Raw genomic sequence first — 14,991 nt, 5'->3', positions numbered from 1 at the left:
GATTTTTACTTATTGAAGTTCTGCGGCAACGGGCGGCTGGCCCAGTAATGTGCTTGTTCTGCCTTGGTGACGCCCAGGCACTTGAAATGCTGGACCTTGAGTCCGGTCTCGTGGCCCCGGTGATACAGGCTGCGGAAGCTGCCCATCGGCAGCACGTGGCGAATCGCCGATACCAGCGGGGAAATGTCGCCGAACGGCGCCACGATATCGAGTATCCATGGACGATCGCCCTCTTCCCAATCGCGCGGCTGCAAGGTCCGGTCCAGCGTCTGCAGGTAGCGCAGCTCCGCTTCGGGGGTGAGATTGGCCCAGGTCATCAGCCCCACCGGTTGCTGTGTTTCATCATTCTGTAAAGCCAGTACGAACTGCCCGGTTTTAATCGCAGGCATCAGCAGCCGGTGCAGGTCTTCCAACGGGCATCGGCAGTGGGTTGAAGAGTTCATCCACAGCCAGACCATGGCGCCAAGCAGTTCGGCCTCGCTCTTCTGGCTCGGCGCGACCTTGGGACAAATGACAATCAGGGATTTCGACATGATGATTACAGGCTCATGGCCAGGCTGAAGCCGGCGGTATAGCCGGAGGTCTTGAAGTGTTCCGGCTTTCTCAATGGGGCACCCACGAACACCTCGTACTGCACGTGAGGCAGTTGGCCGCGCAGGCCGACTACGGCTCCGGTGAGATTGGCGCCGACCAGGGTCTCGGCGGATGGACCGCCGACATGCCCGGTATCCACGCCGCCATATGCACGCAACCCGCCTGGAACCGCCATCGATACTTCATTGCGCAGCAGCCAGCCATGCTCGGCACTGAGCACCGACTTGCCGTCAAAGCCGCGCACCGTGTAGCGGCCGCCGATCGAGAAGCGGTCTTGCGGGGACAAGGGTGTGCGGTCGAACTGGCCGCGCCATTCGCCGGTGTACTGGAGACGCTGTCCGCCCAGTACGAAGGACTGCGAAACGGTGGCATCCAGCAGCCACATACGCATGCGCGACGTGCCCTCGCCGAAGTTTTCTTCCGGCGCCGGCAGGCTGTCAAACGCACCGGTGCCACGGCGGAAATTGGCTCCCGCATCGAGGCTGCCGCCATCCCAGCTGCGGCGATGGTTCAGGCTCAACTCCATGCCCGACACCACACGGCGCTGGACTTCGACTTCCGCATCGTCGATAAAGTTGTTGGAGGTGCGCTGGAAGCCCTTGAGGGCGAAGGTGGTCTTGCCCACCGCGTCGCGATGGACCACGCGCGAAAGCTTGAATTCCGTGTTGCGGCTGTTACCGCTGTACAGGTAGTCCTGGTTGGCGCCGGCCACTGTCTGGTGGTAGCGGTTCTTGCTTTGCGTGAAACCGGCCAGCCAGTAACCGAATGGGATGGAGTAGTGCACGATGTGCCCGCGCGTACCGCGCGCGCCCGGATCGCCGCCGCCAAGATCGTGCAACCAGGTAAAGTAGAACAAGTCGCTGATGGTCCACCAGTTGTCGTAGCTGAAGGTCAGGCTTCCCTGGTATTTGCCGGTGCTGCGGGTGCCGCTGTCGTCCGCCGTGGCGGACAAGCGGAATGGCATCGGCTGCTGGTGCGCGATCACCAGGTCGCTGGTAGCCGGTTCACTGCCCGGAGCGATCTGGATATCGGCTTCAGCGGTCGGCACACGTTTGAAGTTTTCCAGCGCCTGCTCGATATCGCGCAGGTTCAGCAGCTCACCGGTGGCACTGGGAACGGTGTTCCAGCGGCTGCCGCGTGCGCCGGTTTCCGGTGCCCAGCGGATTTCTCCGACCCGTCCCGGCACTACGGTCAGGACCAGTGCGCCGCCTTGCAGGTTCTGCGGGCCTGCCAGCACGCGGCTCGTGACAAAGCCGCGCGAGATCAACGCATGCTGCATGCGGTCGATGACGATCTGGATGCCGTGCACGCCGACACAGCGGCCCACCACCGGGTCCGCCGCCGCCAATTGCGCGTGGCCATCGGCGTAATCGAGCAACCAGTTGAAGCGGCTGGCGTCCTGCCCATCGAGCTCAATGCGTTGGATCGGGAAGCATGGACTTTCGTCCTTCAACGGCAACGCCGCGGCGGACGCGGCTGGTTGCGGCAAGTGCACGTCGGGCTGCGTTTCACGCTGTTTGCGCTGCTGCGCCTCGCGTTCCTGCGTCCGGCGCAGTTGCTCGGTGTCGATGTCTTTGCTCGCCTGGGCTTGTGCCAATTGGCTGAACGCCATGGCGGCACAGGCAGCCGCGATGATACTTATTCTTGCAGGTAACATTTGTTTCTTCAGTACGTTTACGGACGTGAAACATCAAGGCGCGCGTGATGCGGCGGCGCTTTGCGGTGCCTCAGGAGGATCTCTATGACCGGTGCCTGGGAAGCAGCCTGTCCGTGCGCTCGCGATGCCTCAGCGATCCGGACAGTTGCAGAATGAACTACATGATTTCGAGTAATGCAACTTACTAGGCGGAAATATAACATGCTTCAGTTGTAAAGATTCTCACCAAAACTATCCAAATATGTGAAAAAGTTTCGGTGGAATGTCATCTTGTCAACTTGCAGCTTGCTATTACCGGCCTCATAAGCAGAAAAGGCTTGCGACTGACGTCTGCAAGCCTTTTTGTTGCTATTTGATGAAATGGATGGCGGGAGCAACTTTCTCAGAACGCCGGCTTGGGGGCCTCGCCTTTCGCGGCGATCTTCACTTTGCTGAGTGACTCGTCCATCAACTGCACAGTCACGCCGAAGACGTGGAGTTGCGGCCCACGGTCGCCCATGCAGGCAATGGTGACGTTGGGCTTGGCGCACCAGCTCGAGGTCATTCCGCGCGCAACACTGGGCTTGCCGTACTTGGCAAGCGCCGATTTGCTGATAGCTTCTTCGGCTTGCGGCGATGGCTCCATCACGTACTTGATTTCGCTGACGACGAGCGTTTTCGCAGCATCTACCGGCTCGCGGGGCAGCAACGAAACAGTCAGCTTGGATTTACCGCTTTGAACCGTGAAATTGCCTGGCACCTTTGCCTTGACCAGCTGGTTCATCGAAGGCTTGTCGTATTGCACCGCATTGGCGCCAACACCGAGCTTGGCCGCAGCTGCAGCAGCCGCCTCGGCGGCTGGCATGCCGAGGCGGACACCCGCGACATCAAAATTTGAGGGATCAACCGGGCGGACAGTCTGGTCGATGGCGAAGGCGGGTGCTGCGGCGAGCAGGACGCAGGCGGCGGTGAGAGTGTTCTTGAACATGGAAGTGTCGTTGTTGTTAAATGCGCCACAGCTTATCATAAACTTAACTAACCTCGCCCCCCTATGGATACCGCCGGGTTCGGTAGTATAGTCACGACCCGGAAAGCCAACTTGTACCGAAACTGCAAATGCCCGATACCCTGATCAGAATTAATCGCTGGCCCGTCATCGGCCCGATCGTGCGCGCCATAGGCCTGCCCAACCCGACCGAATTGCTGCGCTCGTCCGGGCCCTATGCCGCCCTGCCGTTCGAGGGCAAGAGCTACCGGCTGGCATCGGTCGAAGGCGGTTACGCATCGGCCGCGCTGGCGGCAGCGCTGCGCGGCGCCGGCGCCACCGAAGCGGCGGACGCCATCGACATCTTTGTAATGGACGCCAGCGGATGCCGGACTGTGGCCGACCTGAGTGCCATGTACGCTGCCTGCCAACCGGAACTCAAGCGCATCGGGCGCAATGGACGTGTGCTTCTGATCGCCCCACTGCTATCCGAAGCGGGCGATCCCATGGCGGCGGCGGTGGCGCGCGGCCTGGAAGGATTCGTCCGCTCGTTGGCCAAAGAGCTTGGCCGGCGCGGTGCGACAGCCAATCTGGCCAGCGTGTCGCGCCAGGCAATGGCACGGCTGGATGGTGTGGTGCGCTTCTTCTGCGGCCCGCAGTGCGCCTATGTCTCGGGCCAGGCAATACAAGTCTCGGCTGAAACTGCGGGCCCCGACTCGCCGCCCAGAACCAATGTCCTGGCAGGCAAGGTGGCGCTGGTGACCGGTGCGGCGCGCGGCATCGGGCTGGCCACCGCTGAACGCCTGGCGCAAGAAGGCGCCAAGGTGGTATTGCTCGACATTCCCCCGTCCTCGGAAGAATTGACTAAAATCGCCAACCGCATCGGCGCTGCCGCCTTGGCCCTGGATATCGCACACGCCGCATCTCCCGCCGTTGTTGCCAGCTACTTGCGCGAGAATTTTGGCGGCGTCGACATCGTGGTACATAACGCCGGCATCACGCGCGACCGCACGTTGGCGAAGATGGAGCCGCAGCAATGGGATCAGGTCCTGCAAATCAACCTGTCCGCCATTGCGGCGATCGACAAGCAATTGCACGAAGACGCCCTGCTACGCGATCATGGCCGCGTCGTGTGCCTGTCTTCCATCAGCGGCATCGCGGGTAACTTTGGCCAGACGAATTACGCCACGTCGAAAGCGGCCCTGATCGGCTACGTCGCCGCGCAAGCCCCCTTGCATGCGGCGCGCGGCATCACATTCAATGCCGTCGCGCCGGGATTCATCGAAACGCCGATGACGGGAAAAGTGCCGTTCCTGACACGTGAGATCGGCCGGCGCCTCAATTCGCTGTCGCAGGGCGGCCAGCCACGCGATGTGGCCGAACTGGTGGCCTTCCTGTGCACGCCGGGCGCCTGCGGCATCAGCGGACAAACGATCCGCGTGTGCGGACAGGGCTTGATGGGCGCGTGACAGGGGCTTCGGGCGCGGCCCGCGCCCGTGAGTAAGTGTGAGTTTATTGCACTGCTATCGGATGTACTATCGGCCGATGACCACACGGCCAGGAGACAGACAGTGCGCAAGATCGCAATCGTAGGCGGCGGGCAGGCCGGTCTCCCCCTGGCATTGGGCTTGCTGGCCAATGGCTTCGAAGTCACCGTAGCGAGCAACCGCAGTCCTGACGACATCCTTAACGGGCGTGTCATGTCAAGCCAGTGCATGTTCGATGCCGCCCTTCAGATCGAGCGCGACCTCGGTCTTGATCACTGGGGCGCTACATGCCCGACGGTCGATGGCATCGGTCTGACCGTTCCGCATCCTGACGCGCCGCACGAAAGACTGATCGACTGGAGTGCCCGCCTCGATCGGCCCGCCCGGGCCGTGGACCAGCGCATCAAAATGCCTGCCTTGATGCACGAGTTCGAACGGCGAGGCGGCACATTGCTGATCGCAGACGTGGGCGTCGCGGACCTGGAACGCCTGGCAGCCGAAAACGATCTGGTACTCCTGGCTGCGGGCAAAGGCGAACTCACCAGGATGTTCGAGCGCGATGCCGGCCGTTCGGCATTTGACCGGCCGCAGCGCGCGCTGGCCCTGACGTACGTGAACGGCTTGCGTCGGGCAGCCGAGTATTCGCGCGTCGCATTCAACCTGATTCCCGGCGTCGGCGAATACTTTGTGTTCCCTGCCCTGACCACCGGCGGCCCTTGCGACATCATGGTATTCGAAGGCGTGCCGGGCGGCCCAATGGACTGCTGGCGCGATATCAGGACGCCCCAGGCCCACCTGGAGCAAAGCCTGGATCTGCTGCGCACTTTCCTGCCATGGGAAGCCGAGCGCGCCACGCATGTCGAATTGACTGACGCAAACGGCATCCTTGCCGGCAGCTTCGCGCCAACCGTGCGCAAGCCTGTCGCCACGCTCCCCTCCGGAAAACTGGTGTTCGGTCTTGGCGACGCGGTGGTGATCAGCGACCCGATCACGGGGCAAGGTTCAAATAATGCCACCAAGGCTGCCCGCGTCTATCTCGATGCCATCCTTGCCCATGGCGATCGGCCTTACACCCGCGAGTGGATGGAACAAACCTTTGAACGCTTCTGGGAGTATGGCGAAAAAGTCGTTACCTGGACCAATTCCCTGCTTTGCCCGCCGCCGCCTCACATACTCGACATGTTGGGTGCCGCAGGCAACTGCCCGCCCCTGGCAAGCGCAATCGCCAATGGCTTCAACCACCCGCCGGATTACTTTCCATGGTGGGTCGACGCCGACGCCTGCGAACGGTTCGTCGCTCAGTGCATGGGCTTGGCGAGACGCGGTTCAGGCCTTGCCGTGGGCGCTGCCTCGGCGGCCGGCGGCGCCATCATCAACCGCATGGGGATGGCCAGTTCGATGCCTCGCTCGGCCAGCGCGCCCACCACCCGCAAATAGATCGCTTGCTGGGTGTCCATGAACACGAAGTAGTCTGGGGACTTGATCCAGTACACGGTTTCGAAGTCAAACGACCATTCGCCCAGGCCCGAGAAGTGCGAGCGCTCGAAGGTGGCGGTCGCCTCCTGGCTCAGCACAGCGTCCTTCAATATCTGCGGGATCTCGCGCAACTGCTCTTCGGTGGTGCCCTGGCGCACGCGCAGGATGAAGGCGGCGCGGCGCGTATGCATGCGCGTCTGGTTAAGGATGCGGGCCCGCAAGATATCGCCGTTGGAGAAAATGATCTGGTCGCCGCCCAAGCCGCGCAGGCGCGTCGTTTTCAAGCCGATGTATTCGACGCTGCCCAGCTTGTCGTCCACGATAATGAAGTCGCCCACGACGAAGGGCTTGTCCAGCACGATGGACAGCGAGGCAAACAGGTCGCCCAGGATATTCTGCACCGCCAGCGCCACCGCAATGCCGCTGATGCCAAGGCTGGCCACGAGCGTGGTGATATTGAAGCCCAGGTTGTCCAGCACCATGAGCGTGAAGACGATCCAGACCACCAGGCGCAGCACGAAATCGATGATCGCGGCAGAGGTGGCCGAGGCCCCAGTCTCATTGCGGGCACGGTAACTCCCCCGCCACGAGCGCACCAGGCTGTCGCCCCATACGCCACCCTGCAACAGCAGCGTCGTGGCAGTGATGCGCCACATCCACATATGCTGCTTCGCGGGCAGGTCCAGCATCTGGCTTCCCAGCCAGGCACCGCCCACCACGATGGTCAGCAGCCAGGTCTTGCGCAGCGCGCGTACCAGCCAGTCGTCGATGGCGGTATGGGTACGTTCGGCGATCACCGCCAGCCGCCGCACCGCCAGGCATTTCACCAGGTACAGCAGCACGACCGCCGCCGCCATCACAGCCAGCGCCGTACCCCATTCTTCGATTGAGTTTCCGAGCAAGGTATAAGGCATGCGCGCAGTTTAGCGGCGCGCATGCAGCGGGCGCGCACGCGTGACTATGGGCAAGCTTGCGCCACCTCGTCGAAAACTTCGGGATACTTTTGCCACCTTGTCTCGCAAGCCCAGAACAATGTCAACAAACAAGCCAGGCACCTTGGAACTATGGGGCGGATTGGAAGGCACAGTCAACCGCGTATCCGATCAATACTTCAGCCAGATCGAGCAGAACGGCCATGACCGGCGCGAAGATGACCTTGACCGTTTTGCGGCGCTTGGCATCCGCGCGTTGCGCTACCCCGTCCTATGGGAACGGGTCGCGCCGCACGGGCTGGCCGATGCCGACTGGGCCCAGCCGGACAAACGGCTGCCGGCCCTGCAGGCGCTGGGCGTTGCGCCGATCGTGGGCCTGGTCCACCATGGCAGCGGCCCCATGCATACCAGCCTGGTCGACCCGGCCTTCCCTGAGCAATTGGCCGAATACGCGGGCGCCGTGGCGCAGCGCTATCCCTGGGTCGAGCACTACACGCCAGTCAACGAACCGTTGACCACGGCACGCTTCTGCGGCCTGTATGGCCTGTGGTACCCGCACGGCCGCGACGACCAGACCTTCCTGCGCGCCCTGCTCCATCAATGCAAGGGCACCGTGCTGGCCATGCGCGCCATCCGCGCCGTCAACCCGCAAGCGAAGCTGGTGCAGACCGATGACCTGGGCAAGACCTATAGCACGCCGGAGCTGGCCGACTGGGCGGACTTCTACAACGATCGCCGCTGGCTGGCCTGGGACCTGCTGTGCGGACGCGTGAACAACGAGCATGCCTTGTGGTCCTACCTGACCGTGCGCGGCGGGCTTACTGCGGAAGAGTTGCTGTGGTTCAGCGAGAACCCCTGCCCGCCCGACATCATTGGCTTGAACTACTACGTCACCAGCGAGCGCTGGCTCGATCACCGCGCCGAGCGCTACCCGCCGCGCTACGTGGGCGTGGACGGCTTTGCCGACATCGAGACCGCACGCGCCCTGGCCGTCCCCACGCCCGGCATCGGGCCCCTGCTCGATGAAGTATGGGAGCGATACGAGCTGCCCATGGCCGTGACCGAGGCCCATATCGACGCCAACCGCGAAGACCAGCTACGCTGGCTGCTGGAAGTGTGGAACGCCGCGCAGGAGGCGCGCCGGCGCGGCGCCGACGTGCGCGCAGTGACCGTGTGGTCCCTGCTGGGTTCTTTCGACTGGAACTGCCTGGTTACCGAATGCAAGGGCTATTATGAAACAGGGGCCTTCGACCTGCGCTCGCCCGTGCCACGCCCGACCGCCCTGGCCGGGATGATGCGCGAACTCGCCACGGGGCGCCCGCTCTCGAGCCCGGTGCTGCAGGGAGCCGGCTGGTGGCGCCGCCCCGGGCGTTTCCTGTGCCCGCCCGCGGCAAGCAGTGGCAGCCTTGCGGCGCTGCCGCCGGAACGGCAGTCTCCACAGCGCCCCGTGCAACCTATCCTGATCATCGGCGCCACCGGCACCCTGGGCTCGGCGTTTGCGCGCATTTGCGAGGAACGCAACCTGTCATACCGCGTGCTGACGCGCCAGGAGATGGACATTGCCGATCCCGCTTCCGTGGAAGCGGCCATCCAGCGTTACCAGCCCTGGGCCATCATCAACGCCGGCGGCTATGTGCGCGTACACCAGGCTGAGCACGACGAAGCCCGCTGCCTGCGTGAGAACACGCACGGCGCGGCCGTGCTGGCCATTGCCTGCGCGCGCCACGCACTGCGCTTGCTCAGCTTTTCCAGCGATCTGGTGTTCGACGGTAGCAAAGGCGCGCCCTATGTGGAAAGCGACAGCACGGCGCCGCTGAACGTTTACGGACGCAGCAAGGCGGAGGCCGAGCAGCGCATGCTGGCCATCCACCCGGACACGCTGATGGTGCGCACCAGCGCCTTCTTCGGCCCTTGGGACAGCCACAACTTCGTGACGATCGCCTTGCAGGCGCTGGCCGCCGGCGAACGCTTTGCGGCGGCCGACGACCTGATCGTTTCACCCACCTACGTGCCGGACCTGGTACAAGCCTGCCTTGATCTCCTGATCGACCAGGAAAGTGGCATCTGGCATCTTTCGAATGGTGAAGCGCTCAGTTGGCACCAGCTGGCGCAACGTGTCTGCCGGCTGGCCGGCATCGACGCGGAAGGACTGGAAGCCTGCCCGGCCACTGCCTTTGACGGCAAGGCCGCGCAGCCGCGCTTCTCGGCCCTGGGTAGCGAACGCGGCATCCTGTTGCCAACGCTGAACGACGCCCTCGCCCGCTACCTGCAAACGGCTGCCAAGCTGTCCGAATCCGGCGCCGCGCAGAAAGCCCACTACGGAGGCAGTTGACCGGGGGAATAACGCATACTGTCTGGCCGTTGTTCCCGCCGCCGATCGGCCAAATGGGCGCCGTGGGCCCTGCGCGCTATCGGGCTGCCGAGGACGCGTCCAATCACGTCGGGCGGAACGCCACAATTTCTCAAGTGCCTCAACGCTGCGTCTTTTCCGCTGATAGCCATAAGGGCTATTCCGCACTCGACCTTTTCGGCAGCCCGGTTATCAACTCGCCGGGATTGTTCTGATTCATCCATAGGATGCTCCTTACGGTACGAATCAGTATTGCACATCCCGGAGTATTGTCGAGCCACCAGGCGTTCCTCAGCCATGATGAGTTTCGGTCGAACTTTCCTTCAGATCAAGGGACAAAGAAGGTAACGCTATAGTCGAAGTTTTTGAATTGTGCGCCGACTTTCACATCCCTGATTTGCACGTTGAGTTTGGTGTCGGCCGGAGAGCGCGACCACTCGCTTGCGTCGGCAGCCAGTTTCCAGCTCATGGTGTTGTCGCCGTAACCGTTCGATAATGCGCCGACATTGCTGACCGAGAGCACTTTGCCCATGTCATTACTCATCACTACGCTCGCGCCACTGAAATCCGCGCCCGGCAACGAGAAACTCCACGGGTGGCTTGGGTCAGCCACTTTGGAAGTCCATGGCATATAACCGCGTGACGGCCAGGCGACGCCTGTTTCCGCTACACTCGCCGGTGCAGCAATCGTGCCGCCGAATACCCATAAGGTATTGGCCCGCGTTGTGTCGCCAGTGCCGACTTCGCCCAGGCGCGAGTAGAGTACCCAGCGGCGATGTCCCAGGCTGGGGGTGCCACTATCGACGATATACGCGCGCACGGCATTCGGCCCCGCGTTGCCCAATGCCAGATTGGAACTGCCCGCTGCCGTCGCACCATCAGCCGTATAGCAATTCCACGAAGAAGGCGGCGAATGGCTCAGCTGGGAATTCGCTTCCATCATCAAGGCGGCTTGCTGCGCCTTGGCCGAGGTGGTCAGATTCAGGGAAACATTCCCCGGCAATCCCGCCAATACGCGGAAGCTGTTCACGGTATTCAGGACGGCAGCTTTGTACTCGGCAGAGGTGGTACCGGCCACGCAGCCCTGGGTCGACCCCGTCCACTGCATCGGAACTGAAAACGCCGGCAGCATGGTCTTGTTGTAAAAGGCGGCCACTTCCGACTTGCTGTTGGTGTTGATTGCTGCCAGCCCGCCTGTGGATGGCGTGGTCGGCGTGGTCGGCGTCGTGGGTGTGGTCGGCGTCGTGGGTGTGGTCGGCGTCGTGCCTACGGAAGTAGGCGGTTGTCCGCTCGGTTTGGATGACTCGGAACTGCCACCACCGCACCCCGCCACCATCGCGGTCAGAACGGTCGCCAGGATTCGCGCCGCTGGGAACACTGTTGTCGTTTTCATCATTAGCCTCCTATTTGTTGCCATGCGGCAAATTAATTAAGGCGGCATTATGACGCTTTTGCGGGGAATTCAGGTGTCTGATTGAAGTTTTGTGGCGAAATTGCCATCATCCAGGAATTCAGCGTTCGGATCGCAGTACAAGCAATTGAGATTGCACTTGCTTCATCGCCGGGGTCTCACGCCTTGCGGCAGGGATCTGCTCGATCGACACCAAGCCCTGTTGCACCGCCTCTTGCGCCAAAACTTGGCGGTCGGCAGCGAGCAGTATTCTTGCCTTGCGAAGGTAAAGTTCGGGTAGACCCTGGCCTTGCAGAATCATGCCATCCAGCCGTTGCAGGGCGTCGTCCCATGCCCTTGATTCGATATTCAGGCTAATGGACTTGTTTTGCAGCACGTTCAACATCCCGAGCTTTCGCATGCCTTCATCCAGGCTGGACAGCGCTTCAGTTGTGGCACCCGCTTTGCCCTGCGCATCGGCAAGGCGCAGATAATGCTCTGGCGAAGGGTCAGACGCCTGGTCCACTGCGATGCGGAACGCCGTCTCAGCGGCACCATACTCTCCCTGCGCGAGCAGGATCTGGCCATACAGGCTTTGGCCTCGCACGATAGCGCCAGGCTCACCCTTCAACATTGCCAGGAATTTTTCAGCGTAGCGCCGCGCGTCGGGCAGTTTTTCCTGATCGAAGGCCTGCTCCGCCAAGTAATAGTAGGCGGATCGCTCCGCAGGATTCAGCTTCAGGGCCAATAAGAAATCCTGGGTTGCGGACTTGTGATTGCCGTGCTCCATGTGAAGCCTTCCACGCTTGACCAGTAACGGCGCGCTCTTTCCGTCTCGCAGCATCGTCTTGGTGAGATCCTGTATCTGGTTGTGCAAGGAGCCATGGGCCATCGCCTGGCCAGTGCAAAGAAGCAGTGCGAGTAACGCTTGATTCAACTTCATGCCGGGATCCTCAATAAACAAATATGGCGGGGAGCGTCCCCGCCATTTTCGAGCTAATCATTACCAATCAATTTTGATACGTAATGCTCAAAGCCGGTCGCTGTGCGCCGGTGCCATATTCGCTCGAGCGGAAGTCGACGCCGTCGGAGCTGGTGGAACGAACGGTCAGGCCATTATTGTTTATCGTACCGTTCAACCAGCCCTGTACCAGGGCGATGCCCGCCGCGTTGAGCGTGATCGTATGAAGTCCGTTAGTACTCGGTACAAAGTTGCCGATCTCGGCTCCCTGGTTGCCGGCGACATTGGCGTTGGCCCAGGTCGCCGTACTTTCGGCCCAGGCCGCATTTCGAGCATACAGACGGTATGTGCCGGCGCTCGGGTTGAAAGCCTGTAACTTCACACGAACTGAATTGACAGTGGCCGTGCTTGGGACGCCGGTCACGCTCCATTTGAGCAGAGAAACCAGTTCCCCATTGGAGCCGTCCGCGCCGTCCGCCAGCACGCTTGCAGAGGTGCCGAAGTTGGAGCCTGTGGACCCACTGGCGACATAGGTATCCTGGGTGCCGGCGTAACCATTCAATCCATCGCGTAGTTCCACCGTGACTATTGTGCCGCCAGGAGCCAGGGTCGTTGCATTGGCCACATTGGAATAGGCCGAGTTGCCGGCACTATTCTTGGCGCGTACCCGATAGTAGTAAGTAGTGCTGGCGGCTAATCCGGTATTGCCATAGGACTGGGTGTTGCTGCCAACCGGCGGCAGCGCTGCCCAATTGACATTGTCGGTGGAACGCTCGATGTCAAAACCGGTTTCGTTATTGGAATTATCAGTCCAGCTCAGGTTGATGGCTGACGACGAGGCGGCCGTCGCCGTCAAACCACCTGGCGCTGCGGGAACGGTAGGCGGCGTAGTGCTTTTGCTGATGGTGAAATAATCACGCACGGTGCCATTGTTGTTGAGATATTTGATGTCCATGGTCTGCCCCGAAACATCCAGGACCATCGAGCCAAGTTCATTCAGCGATAAGAACATCGCAGGATGATTCAAGGTGCCGCCACTAACCTGGCCCGAGGCGCCGACGACCGAATAGACTGCGCCGGAATGCGGCAGGCTGGCGGTTTTGGTATAAGCGCCCGTACCGTCGACGCGGCCGCTCCCGCCGTTGATTTCAAACGAACTGCTGTAGGTGCTCGAGAGACCGTAGTGTCCATCGATGAATTTCGAGCGTTCGTACGAATGGCTGTGGCCCGTAAGAACCAGGTCAACGCCATAGTTTTCCAGGACAGGCAGGAAGTTCTGGCGCATTTCAATCAGGTTCGTCTCGGTGTCCGAATTGTGCGAACCCTTGGTGTAGGGAGGATGGTGCCAGATGGCGATCAGCCAGGTCGCCGTGACATTCGCCAGATCGGCTTTCATCCAGTTCATCATGGCGCCCGTGGTGGAACGGCTGGTCTCGTTCGAGTCGAGCACGATGACGTGGATATTCCCATGGTTGAACGAATAATAGGCCTCGGTGCCGGAAGCGACGCCGCCGGCCTCAGCGTTCTTGGGGAAGGTGTGGATGTCGTAGTAGGGACCGGTCTGCGTCGCCGAATCGGCACTGGTGCCATCGTGGTTGCCGATCGTGGCCCACAGTGGCGACTGGCGCATCATCTCCGGATACATATTGAACATCTTGGTCTGGTATTCGGCGTCGGTACCGCTGTTGTAGGCGTTATCACCGAGCATCATCCAAAAGTCGGTATAGGTGCTGCCAGTGAAGTTGCGGTAGGCGTTGTACACGGCCGCCTGCCCGGAGGTGCCTGTGCCTGCGTCGCCGATCACCCAGACACGGGTGGGCACCGAGGTGCCAGCCGTCGGCGAGGTTTCGAAGTAAAACGTGGAGTCGCCTGCTTGCACCGCACTGCTGGAGCCGACGTTGTAGAAGTATTTCGTGTTAGGGCTAAGGCCGCTCAGTTTGACGATGTGCTCAGTGGTCGAGGTGGCGTTGGATGCGAGTGACGTCAGGCTGCCGGAACTGGCACCATATTGCACGCGGCTATCGGTCGCGACATCGGTCCTCCAGCGCACGGTGATGCTGTCGCTGCTTGCGCTTTGAAGGTAAGGCCCACGTACCACCGTGGCCGCGAATGCAATCGATGACGAAAGCAGAACGAGGAATGTGACGCAGGACTTCAAAAGGCGATACGATCTTTTACTTAGCATTTGTTCGCTCCATATCCTTGGGTTGTAATTCGGTTCATTTGCGGTCTTCGGAATGGGTTCTGAGCAGCGCCAGGGACTTCCTGCGCTCACTGGAAGACCCCGGTAATGTTTGCATCAATTCTTCATCAGGAAGCGTGGCAGCTGCCTTCAGCCAAAGATCGGCGGCCGTTTGGTCAAGCTTGGCCGCAGCGGGCAACGCCATACGTGGCCTAAGCGAAAGCACATAGAACGACACGGCCCACAACTCGTCCTCCGTCAAGGAAGAAAAGCCTGGCATTGCGGTGTTTTGAACTCCCATTTTGGCGGAGGTAAAGATGGACAACGGCGCCATGGGCGCCATGCGCTCCGAATCGAGAAAATTCATCGGCTTCGAAGCCAGTGCCTGCGCCGCGATGCCTCGCCCATCGCCCATTGCGCCGTGGCAGGATGCGCAGTTCGCGGTGAATATCTGTTTTCCCTGGGCCAGGCTCGGCCAACTGCGAGGTGCTATCGCGCTTCCGGCTGCCACGTAGATGGCATCACGCGCTTTCAATGCCTGCTTCTTGATGACCTCGGGCTGCGCTTTTTCCTTGATCAGGTCAATGAGCCTGACGATTTCCCCGCGAATGGCAGGCTGTGCCTTGATTGCTTTTACCTGGTCACCCACTTCCAGCGCCGAGCCGCTAACGACAAGTTGTTCGACGTATTCGTCCTCATCGATGATTTTTCCGTTCGATACGGCGAGTGCATAATCGCGCGAAACATAGTCGAGCATCTGCGCAACATAGTCAGCTGTGTATGCGGGCCGAATGCCTTCCTGTGCCGATGTGTCTTCCACCACGCTTAGATATAGCAGCGATGCCGAAATCGCCGCAGCCGCGAGAGCGGAAGAAACTGTGCCTTGCAGCGGAAACTTGCGTCCGCCTGCAGCCGAATTTTTATCGATCATAGAAGTGTATGGAAAAATACGGGAAACCGCGGAGAGTACCGATATGAGATGACATCTCGATTACAAC

The 14,991-nt window shown here is 61.1% G+C and carries 10 protein-coding genes and 1 pseudogene; 3 read left to right on the top strand and 8 right to left on the bottom strand.

Annotated features, from left to right (window positions below; translation table 11 throughout):
- Positions 1 to 5: 5 nt before the first annotated feature.
- The 3 genes from BM269_RS25015 to BM269_RS25005 form a co-directional block, all read right to left on the bottom strand.
- Positions 6 to 533 (bottom strand): toxin-activating lysine-acyltransferase, encoded by a 528-nt coding sequence (locus BM269_RS25015; protein ID WP_090443831.1) that lies wholly within the window; start codon positions 531 to 533, stop codon positions 6 to 8.
- A 5-nt stretch (positions 534 to 538) separates the two neighbouring features.
- The gene (locus BM269_RS25010) at positions 539 to 2,251 is read right to left on the bottom strand and encodes a ShlB/FhaC/HecB family hemolysin secretion/activation protein (protein ID WP_229204793.1); all 1,713 of its coding nucleotides are present in this window, start codon (positions 2,249 to 2,251) and stop codon (positions 539 to 541) included.
- A 382-nt stretch (positions 2,252 to 2,633) separates the two neighbouring features.
- Complete coding sequence (locus BM269_RS25005; protein WP_090443825.1) at positions 2,634 to 3,218, bottom strand: hypothetical protein; 585 nt, start codon at positions 3,216 to 3,218, stop codon at positions 2,634 to 2,636.
- Between the two features lie 128 nt (positions 3,219 to 3,346).
- Between BM269_RS25005 and BM269_RS25000 the strand changes: the two genes are divergently transcribed.
- Positions 3,347 to 4,684: a 3-oxoacyl-ACP reductase gene (locus BM269_RS25000; protein ID WP_090443822.1), complete on the top strand. Its 1,338-nt coding sequence runs from the start codon at positions 3,347 to 3,349 to the stop codon at positions 4,682 to 4,684.
- A gap of 102 nt (positions 4,685 to 4,786) precedes the next feature.
- Positions 4,787 to 6,139, top strand: coding sequence for a styrene monooxygenase/indole monooxygenase family protein (locus BM269_RS24995; RefSeq protein WP_170860479.1), 1,353 nt, complete (start codon positions 4,787 to 4,789; stop codon positions 6,137 to 6,139).
- Between the two features lie 14 nt (positions 6,140 to 6,153).
- Here the strand turns inward: BM269_RS24995 and BM269_RS29905 are convergent.
- Positions 6,154 to 6,834 (bottom strand): annotated as a pseudogene (locus BM269_RS29905) (mechanosensitive ion channel family protein); the annotation flags it as partial.
- 376 nt (positions 6,835 to 7,210) lie between these two features.
- Here BM269_RS29905 and BM269_RS24985 point away from each other — a divergent pair.
- On the top strand, positions 7,211 to 9,442 hold the full coding sequence (locus BM269_RS24985; protein WP_090443816.1) for a family 1 glycosylhydrolase: 2,232 nt from the start codon (positions 7,211 to 7,213) through the stop codon (positions 9,440 to 9,442).
- Positions 9,443 to 9,788: 346 nt separating this feature from the next.
- Here the strand turns inward: BM269_RS24985 and BM269_RS24980 are convergent, their stop codons facing one another.
- The 4 genes from BM269_RS24980 to BM269_RS24960 form a co-directional block, all read right to left on the bottom strand.
- Positions 9,789 to 10,856, bottom strand: coding sequence for a CAP domain-containing protein (locus BM269_RS24980; RefSeq protein ID WP_170860478.1), 1,068 nt, complete (start codon positions 10,854 to 10,856; stop codon positions 9,789 to 9,791).
- A 115-nt stretch (positions 10,857 to 10,971) separates the two neighbouring features.
- On the bottom strand, positions 10,972 to 11,793 hold the full coding sequence (locus BM269_RS24970; RefSeq protein ID WP_090443807.1) for a tetratricopeptide repeat protein: 822 nt from the start codon (positions 11,791 to 11,793) through the stop codon (positions 10,972 to 10,974).
- A 67-nt stretch (positions 11,794 to 11,860) separates the two neighbouring features.
- On the bottom strand, positions 11,861 to 13,996 hold the full coding sequence (locus BM269_RS29235; RefSeq protein WP_139232864.1) for a DNRLRE domain-containing protein: 2,136 nt from the start codon (positions 13,994 to 13,996) through the stop codon (positions 11,861 to 11,863).
- A gap of 34 nt (positions 13,997 to 14,030) precedes the next feature.
- Positions 14,031 to 14,924 (bottom strand): c-type cytochrome, encoded by an 894-nt coding sequence (locus BM269_RS24960; RefSeq protein WP_090443800.1) that lies wholly within the window; start codon positions 14,922 to 14,924, stop codon positions 14,031 to 14,033.
- Positions 14,925 to 14,991 lie beyond the last annotated feature (67 nt).

Source organism: Duganella sp. CF458 (genome assembly GCF_900113115.1).
Classification (GTDB): Bacteria; Pseudomonadota; Gammaproteobacteria; order Burkholderiales; family Burkholderiaceae_D; genus Rugamonas.
Note: the sequence above shows the minus strand (reverse complement) of the source record. Positions and strands in the feature narration are given on the sequence as shown.

What these genes read in the sequence shown, in the direction of transcription:
- BM269_RS25015 (WP_090443831.1), bottom strand. Translation starts at nt 533, where the DNA reads ATGTCGAAATCCCTGATTGTCATTTGTCCCAAGGTCGCGCCGAGCCAG.
- BM269_RS25010 (WP_229204793.1), bottom strand. Translation starts at nt 2,251, where the DNA reads ATGTTACCTGCAAGAATAAGTATCATCGCGGCTGCCTGTGCCGCCATG.
- BM269_RS25005 (WP_090443825.1), bottom strand. Translation starts at nt 3,218, where the DNA reads ATGTTCAAGAACACTCTCACCGCCGCCTGCGTCCTGCTCGCCGCAGCA.
- BM269_RS25000 (WP_090443822.1), top strand. Translation starts at nt 3,347, where the DNA reads ATGCCCGATACCCTGATCAGAATTAATCGCTGGCCCGTCATCGGCCCG.
- BM269_RS24985 (WP_090443816.1), top strand. Translation starts at nt 7,211, where the DNA reads ATGTCAACAAACAAGCCAGGCACCTTGGAACTATGGGGCGGATTGGAA.
- BM269_RS24980 (WP_170860478.1), bottom strand. Translation starts at nt 10,856, where the DNA reads ATGATGAAAACGACAACAGTGTTCCCAGCGGCGCGAATCCTGGCGACC.
- BM269_RS24970 (WP_090443807.1), bottom strand. Translation starts at nt 11,793, where the DNA reads ATGAAGTTGAATCAAGCGTTACTCGCACTGCTTCTTTGCACTGGCCAG.
- BM269_RS29235 (WP_139232864.1), bottom strand. Translation starts at nt 13,996, where the DNA reads ATGCTAAGTAAAAGATCGTATCGCCTTTTGAAGTCCTGCGTCACATTC.
- BM269_RS24960 (WP_090443800.1), bottom strand. Translation starts at nt 14,924, where the DNA reads ATGATCGATAAAAATTCGGCTGCAGGCGGACGCAAGTTTCCGCTGCAA.